Raw genomic sequence first — 3198 nt, forward strand, 5'->3', positions numbered from 1 at the left:
GTCATTAATGTTAATGCCTTGTTTTACCTAACAATAGGGTATTTAACAATTTATCACAATTGAGTAAAATTTTATCGTTAGGGTAATTCTTTTCTTCTTCCAGATTTCTTTAACGTAAAAACTATATGAAATTGCTGTATTCAATGCGCTGTCGTCATTTTCAGCGCATTTTTATTTTTACATTGGTAGGGGTGGGATGAGTTGAATTTTTTTCTAATTTAGCAATTTTTGGGCGTGTATATTCGGGTTCCGCTTTCTCCTATCAAAATCCCGTTTCCGCCGATAACATCAAAGTGGTACATCAATCCTTTTTCTGTCATTTCTCGCTTTCTCAATTTCACGATTTTTAACATTTCTTCGTTATGAAGAACGGACATGCCAGCCTTCAAATGTCGAAAGGTTGTTCTGTATTTTCTGGGCTGAATCATGAGTATTTCCTCTTTGTTATCAAACGGAAAATAGAAATATCAAAAATCTTTTGTTTTATTTAAAAAAAGGGAATATGCTACTTTTTTGCTACATATTCCCTTTGGGTGTTTCCCTGGTGTTGGTAAGTAAAAATTAATCTTTAAAGCAAAATAATTATTATTGTATTTCCCTGATGTTGGCCAACTTGACAGCCTTAATCATCTATAAAATCCCCGTTTCTCGGGGTTTTTCATTATTAAAATTCTGTTATTTTTATTTGAAAAATCTAATTTGTATTCGTACATCAGCCTTCCCTTATCAAAACAAGAGAAACAGAAGTCTAGACACCAGATTTGAAATTGAGATCGGGTGGCAGACTGAATGGGGTTGATACTACCGGACTTAAGAAGACGGCGAGCCTTTCGGCTCCCCCACCCAGCCCACCATTGATAACATGAGCGAAGGATGCCGGCACTATACTACATGCCGGTCTTAAGCCTACGGGGTATCAATCCCGACCTATGATTTATCATAGGAGTTTTTAGATTACTTACTTTTTTTAATAAAAATACACCTAAATATTAGGTGTAGACAAGAAAAAATAAATCATTAATTGACTAACTGTACACCTTTACGAATAAAATCAGCGGGAATATAACTATCAAGCCCTGTATGTTCACAATATTCAATAAGCTGAAAGATACTATGAATATCAGCTTTTTTATAAATTGCCTTCAAATGTCCTTCTACCGTTTGATGAGAAATATTTAACCTTTTAGCTATTTCTTTAGAAGTGAGCCGTTGTTGTGCCCAAAATATGACCTCCAATTCTCTCTTAGTAAAGAGGTCATTAGGCGCATCTATTTGTATTATCTTTCGATTAAATCTATTTATGTAATAAAGTAGTGTTGGTATTTCAATTTGTCTACCATAACAAACCAACCCAATTATATTATTTTTATCGTCGTAAAGAGGTGATTTTTCTGATAAATGGGGTATTAAATAACCTGTATTTCCATATCCGTAACGGTGAATATCTATAGATGTTATTCTCCTATTTTGAGATATTACTTTTTGGTCATGATTTATAAAGTCAGGCCAAAGCTCTTCACATATTTCAGTTGGTACTTCTTTGTCTGACTTCCCTTCTGGATTGAATTTTTTAGGAAATCTAAAAAATTCAAATGCGGCATTATTTATAAAAGTATATTTTGAGTCATTGTCCTTTATACACCAGTGATCTTTGCTATTTTTTATGAATGATATTATAGAGCGAATTGATGACAGTTTATTTTCATAAATATTCATGGTATCACCTTTAATTAAAAAATTAATTGGACGGTTTAAGTATAGTATTAAGGGTGGTATTTTTAATATCGAAAATAAATTAAAAGGAAGTAAACGATAATGAAGATTTCTAAAGATGAATATGTATTTAGCCGATTACCAGAAGAAAAAAAAGTAAGTTTGTTTGACATTACAATAGTTCGTATTGGTATGGCGACTTCGTTAGCTCAATTTATGTTGGGCGCCACATTAGGTCATAGAATGACATTTATCGAAGCTATGATAGCTACGACGCTCGGTAGTTTAGTTTTAGTATTTGTTAGTTTTGGTTTGGGTTATGCTGGCATGAAAGAAAGTTTATCAACCAGTGTGTTATCAAAAATGTGTGGCTTTGGAAAAATAGGTTCTATATTAATAGGATTTATTATTTCCATCAGTTCATTAGGGTGGTTTGGTATTAATATATCGCTTATTTCTCAAGGATTTGTTAATACAGTTTTTCCTAATATTAGTTTAGGATTGATTACTGTTATGACGGGATTATTCTTTACTATTCTAGTCTCATTTGGTTTTAATGGCTTAAGTATTACAGCTAAGCTAGCAGTACCATTATTTTTGATGGTAATATTATTTGTTAGTTTAAAAGAAGTTTTTTTCAGTCCAATTAATAATTTCAATTTTTCGCATCCTAATGGTAAATTACTTTCTATAGGGGATGCAGCTACAATGGTGGCTGGATTATTTATTGTTGGGGCGTTAATTACCCCTGATATTAGTCGATATTGTAAAAACGACAAACATGTATTTTGGATGATATTTAGTTCTATTCTTGTCGGCGAGTTTTTTATTAATGGTATAGCTATATTAGTTTCTCATGCATTAGGGACTGATAATGTTGTAGAAATAATGTTACATAGCGCTGGATTTATTGGACTACTTACAATTATTTTATCCGCAATTAAAGTTAATGACACAAACCTTTACTCTTCATCAATTCACATATCAGCTTTTCTAGAAGCTATTACAAAAAGAAAATCTAATTATTCTGTAGTGACTATTATTCTTGGTTTATTTGGTACGTTATTATCAGTCCTTGGTATTTTAAACTATTTCGTTGATTTCCTCTCCATGCTTGGTGTTATTTTTCCACCAATAGCCGGTGTGATGCTGGTTGATTATTATATTTTGAAAACGAGTCGAAAAATACTAGATAAAACCAGAGAAAAAGGGTTATTACCTGACGATTCCTCTACGCCACTCATTGGCTGGTCGGCTATTATTGCCTGTATTATAGGTACTATCGTTGGTGTAGTACTTAAATTTGGCATCCCTTCTTTAAATTCTATTCTGGTGGCTGGCTTGGCTTATTGGGTATTAATGAAGGTAAAATCATGAGTAAAGAAATTTTGCTATATTTAAATTGAATTGCTGATATTAATCCTTTGGATCTCTTCTAGCTCTGAACGTAGCACGCTACGCGTGAGCGGCGCAGCGGTGCTGCTT

General features: G+C 32.9%; 3 protein-coding genes. 1 reads left to right on the plus strand and 2 read right to left on the minus strand.

The features are described 5' to 3' along the window. Nucleotides 1-218: 218 nt before the first annotated feature. On the minus strand, nt 219-377 hold the full coding sequence (locus G468_RS0119290; RefSeq protein WP_155847051.1) for a hypothetical protein: 159 nt from the start codon (nt 375-377) through the stop codon (nt 219-221). Between the two features lie 640 nt (nt 378-1017). Beyond that, entirely contained in the window at nt 1018-1716 is a 699-nt protein-coding gene (locus tag G468_RS0119295; RefSeq protein ID WP_026824316.1) for a LuxR C-terminal-related transcriptional regulator, read from the minus strand. A 99-nt stretch (nt 1717-1815) separates the two neighbouring features. On the opposite strand from G468_RS0119295, the gene G468_RS0119305 reads away from it, so the two are divergent. Further along, nucleotides 1816-3090, plus strand: coding sequence for a purine-cytosine permease family protein (locus G468_RS0119305; RefSeq protein ID WP_051297225.1), 1275 nt, complete (start codon nt 1816-1818; stop codon nt 3088-3090). Nucleotides 3091-3198 lie beyond the last annotated feature (108 nt).

Source organism: Arsenophonus nasoniae DSM 15247, from assembly GCF_000429565.1.
In the GTDB taxonomy this organism is placed as follows: domain Bacteria; phylum Pseudomonadota; class Gammaproteobacteria; order Enterobacterales; family Enterobacteriaceae; genus Arsenophonus; species Arsenophonus nasoniae.